Origin of the sequence: Streptomyces sp. NPDC013455 (genome assembly GCF_040632975.1) — a bacterium.
Taxonomy (GTDB): Bacteria; Actinomycetota; Actinomycetes; order Streptomycetales; family Streptomycetaceae; genus Streptomyces.
Genome location: NZ_JBEYCX010000061.1, coordinates 1 through 3,673 on the forward strand (window position 1 = coordinate 1; position 3,673 = coordinate 3,673).

Genomic DNA, 3,673 nt, shown 5'->3' on the forward strand with positions numbered 1-3,673 from the left:
TGTACCCCCCCGCGGCCGGGCGCGGGGGCCGGCGGCGCCCCCCCCCCCCCCGCGCCGCCCCGCCCCCCCCCCCCCCCCCGGGGGGGGGAGGTGGGTCGGTTCCTGACCGCGGTCAGGGTGTCGCGGACGCTGCCAAGCCTGACCTCGCGGCCACCCTCGGCGTCGACCAGCTCCCGGATTCGGAGCGCGTCCAGCGGGTCCTCGTGCGCGTCCAGAACGCTCTGGACGCGGTCGCGCAGCGTGCGGGCCCGGGGCTCGGGCGGCGAGGCCGGGACCGGAGAGGCGGCCCTCTTACCCGCCATGATGGCCGGCCAGTTGCGCGTCACGGCGGCCGAGCAGCAGTCGGGCGGCTCGGACAGCACCCGGCGGCGGGCCACAGTGGACGCTCCGCTCCCGGATCGAGCAGTTGATCAGCGAGGCCCGGGAGCAGCTGGTGCAGTCACACGAGTCAGTTACGCCACATCACTCCAGGAAGCTGTCGATGGGTGCCGCGTGGTATTCCGTCGCGCCCGCAGTGGTGATGCCGCCAGCTGAACCGGGCAGCCGCAGAGCGCCGGCACCGCTCACGTACAGGTCGGCCGTTCCGTCACCGTCGGTGTCGCGCAGCCGTACCAGGCCGCCGAACTGCTCGTCGGCCGTCAACGCACCCGGGACGCCTCGCGTGTTGCGGGCGAACCACTGCGAGCCGGCACCGGACAGGCCACCCGCCCGCCCCTTGAAGATGTGCACGCCGCCCGCGTAGGCGTGGTCATCGATCTCCTCGCCCGGCACGCCGACCGCGAGATCCGCGTAGCCGTCGCCGTTGACATCACCCGCCGAAATCGATGATCCGAATCCGTCCCAGCTCTCGGGAGATCCGGTGACGCCATTGGTCGACTGGGTGAGGCGGGTGCTCCGGGACGGGCCGGCGGACGAGCCGTACCAGACGCTGACGCGGCCTTTGTGCTTCGAGTAGAGGGGTGTGCCGACGGCGATGTCGCCGTAGCCGTCCTTGTCGAAGTCGGCGATGACACCGTCGCCGCCGCGTTCGGAGCTGCCGCCATTGCCGGATTCCGACTCCAGGCGGAGGCTTTTGCCCGGGGTGAGTGAGCTCGCGCCTCCCTTGATGAACCAGGCGTCGGACGCGATGTATTCGGGGCTGACCACGTCACCGATGATCGCGAGGTCGGTTTTCTTGTCGCCGTTGACCTTGCCGGAGATCAGCGCGGTGGCGTAGAAGGACGACGTCTTGTCGAGCTTGGTCACGGTGCCGGTGGTACCGGTGCGCTTGAAGGGGCCGCGGTAGACGTAGGTCATGGACTCGTTGATGACGGCCAGGTCCTGCTTGCCGTCCCCGTTGAAGTCGCCGGTCGCCAGGTCCTTGCCCATGTAGTTGTTGCGACCCGGGTTCTTGTTCGGCAGGGCCGTACCCGTGGACAGGCCGGAGGGTGACCCCCACAGGATCGTCACGGCGCCCTGAAAATGGTTCTCGCCGGTCGCTGACACCGCGAGGTCGCCGTAACCGTCGCCGTCGAAATCCGCGGCGGCCCGCACCTCGCCGAACATGTCGTCGGCCTCGTCGGATCCGGGTACGCCAGGGCTCGCCTGAGTGATGCGCTGCTGCTTGGGGCCGGGCCCGGTGGCAGTGCCGAAGACCACGGTGACACCGCCGCCTCCTCTTGCGCTGAAGCTCGAGTACGCGTAGTCGCGGTACCCGTCGCCGTTGAAGTCGTCGCCGTGCCGCGCGGGCGCGGCGCTCGCTGCCGCGGTGGGCAGAGCGAGGGGGATGAGGCCCGCCACCACGAAGGTGGCGAGCGTAGCCGTTGTGCGGACGGGCATGAGTGTCGGGACTCCTTGTGATCGCGCAGACGGGGGTGCTCGCCGTGGGTCGCGCGGACCCAGACGCGAGCGCGGCCGGGATACGCCGTCCGCCGCTGTGATGTGCGCCTGCATCGTATAGTCGGCGACTTCCCGCAGAACTTCCCGTCGGCGTGCCGGGGCCAGGCCGGCGAACCAGCCCACACCAGCGTCCAACGTGAGGAGACCCTGGGCGATCCGGTGCGTGGTCCGCCGGGGTTGGCTGGGTGAGTGGTCGGAAACGGGGTACCAGCAACTACTCGTCCGGCAAGTCGCCTGCTTACGACTACCGTTCGCACACAACCCCGTCTGCTTCGAAGGAGCCGTCCGACACCTACGCGCCGAGTATCCGACGCCGCACCTCCGGCTTCCACTCGACGTACTCGACCTCCACTCCGCCCCGATGACGGGCGTAGAGGAAGCGGCCGGTTGCGCTGGTTGCCTCCTCCGTGGTGATCTCGGCGCCTGCCTCGCCCAGTGCCACGCGCGCCTGGTCCAAGTCGGAGACAATCACTGTGGCCGTGGCATGGGCATACCGGGAGCGCTCCTCGGCAGGTCCGGCAATGACCAGGAAGTCACCGATGGCGGCGAGCTCGATCTCGTCGAAGGCGAAGTGCAAGTCCGGACGCATTCCCGTCAGGCGCTGCAGCAGGGGGAGGGTCGTGCTCAGGTCGTCGGCCCAAAGGCGGGCGTACGTCTTGAGGATCACCGTTGCTCCGAAGTCCGTTAGGCTGCCGGGGTTTCCAGCAGGTACGGACTAACCGTAGGAGAGTATGCTCCGAGCTGGAAGAACGCACCTTTCCGTGAGAGGGGCACCTCGTGGTAACCAAGCACCGCGCCCGTGATGCGGCCGACACGGATCTCAGCCGCGCCGACTCGCTGGCCCGTGAGATCTTCGCGGGTGTGGCCAACAAATGGGCGTTGTTGCTCATCAATGTCCTGGCCGACCGCACCCTGCGGTTCACCGAGTTGCAGACGCAGGTCGGAGGCATCAGTCACAAGATGCTGTCCCAGACATTGCGGCACCTCGAACGGGACGGGCTGGTCGACAGAACCGTTCATCCGATGGTGCCGCCACGTGTCGAATACCGGCTCACTGAAGCCGGCCAGGCACTGCGCACCACGGTCAACGGTATGTGCGCCTGGACCCGCACCTATCTGGACCACATCGAGGAGGCCCGGCGCCGATTCGACTCCGCCCGCGCGGTGTGACGTGGCTGAAGGTGGGAACGACCGGACCGGTCATGGCCGGGCCCACGGCGAAAAGCAGGAGTTACGGCCGCGATGTCGACCAACACCGCCATCGTGCCGGCGGGAAGGACACAGACCCCAACCTGAAGCGCATGGTCCATTCAGCATCCTCGCCGAACGCCAAGTACGGCCAGGAAAGCGTGGGTGGCTGAAGGTGGACCCGTATCACAGCGGAGGGAATCATCGGCGCGGTCACCGGCACCGTATCCGCGTCGTATCGCGTGGATGTACGTGACACCGCCAGCGGCGCCGTGAGGCATCGTGGCACCGACGTGATGGCCAGGAAACTGGACGGTCCGCAGCCAGTCGTTGGGGCTTTCTCGATGACGGGCTCCCCCGATGCGGCTGTGGTGCAGCAGGCGGACGTGTCATTGATCACCACAGGTCATCGACTCAGCGCACCGAAGGCGCGCTGAGTCGATGACCTGTGGTGATGGGCAGTTCCTCGTAGACGGGTAGGTCAGAGCCTTGCGATCGTCATGCAGGCTGCGCGATTTGTGGGGACGGGGGGTCAGGAAGGCTTGGCCGCCGAGACCGGGGTGGCGGTCACCTTGTTGTCGCACTCGGCCCACACCCCGTCGTTCAG

General features: G+C 68.2%; 3 protein-coding genes and 1 pseudogene. 1 reads left to right on the top strand and 3 read right to left on the bottom strand.

The window, feature by feature from the left end; genetic code table 11:
• Window positions 1-462 precede the first annotated feature (462 nt).
• From ABZ576_RS34220 to ABZ576_RS34230, 3 genes and pseudogenes are all read right to left on the bottom strand, one after another.
• A complete protein-coding gene (locus ABZ576_RS34220; protein ID WP_360749980.1) occupies window positions 463-1,818 on the bottom strand; it encodes an FG-GAP-like repeat-containing protein in 1,356 nt (451 codons plus the stop codon).
• 96 nt (window positions 1,819-1,914) lie between these two features.
• Window positions 1,915-2,139, bottom strand: a pseudogene (locus ABZ576_RS34225) (DUF5958 family protein); the annotation flags it as partial.
• A 31-nt stretch (window positions 2,140-2,170) separates the two neighbouring features.
• Window positions 2,171-2,545 (bottom strand): VOC family protein, encoded by a 375-nt coding sequence (locus tag ABZ576_RS34230; protein WP_360749973.1) that lies wholly within the window; start codon window positions 2,543-2,545, stop codon window positions 2,171-2,173.
• A gap of 110 nt (window positions 2,546-2,655) precedes the next feature.
• Between ABZ576_RS34230 and ABZ576_RS34235 the strand changes: the two genes are divergently transcribed.
• The gene (locus ABZ576_RS34235; RefSeq protein WP_360749976.1) at window positions 2,656-3,048 is read left to right on the top strand and encodes a helix-turn-helix domain-containing protein; all 393 of its coding nucleotides are present in this window, start codon (window positions 2,656-2,658) and stop codon (window positions 3,046-3,048) included.
• The last annotated feature ends 625 nt before the right edge of the window (window positions 3,049-3,673 follow it).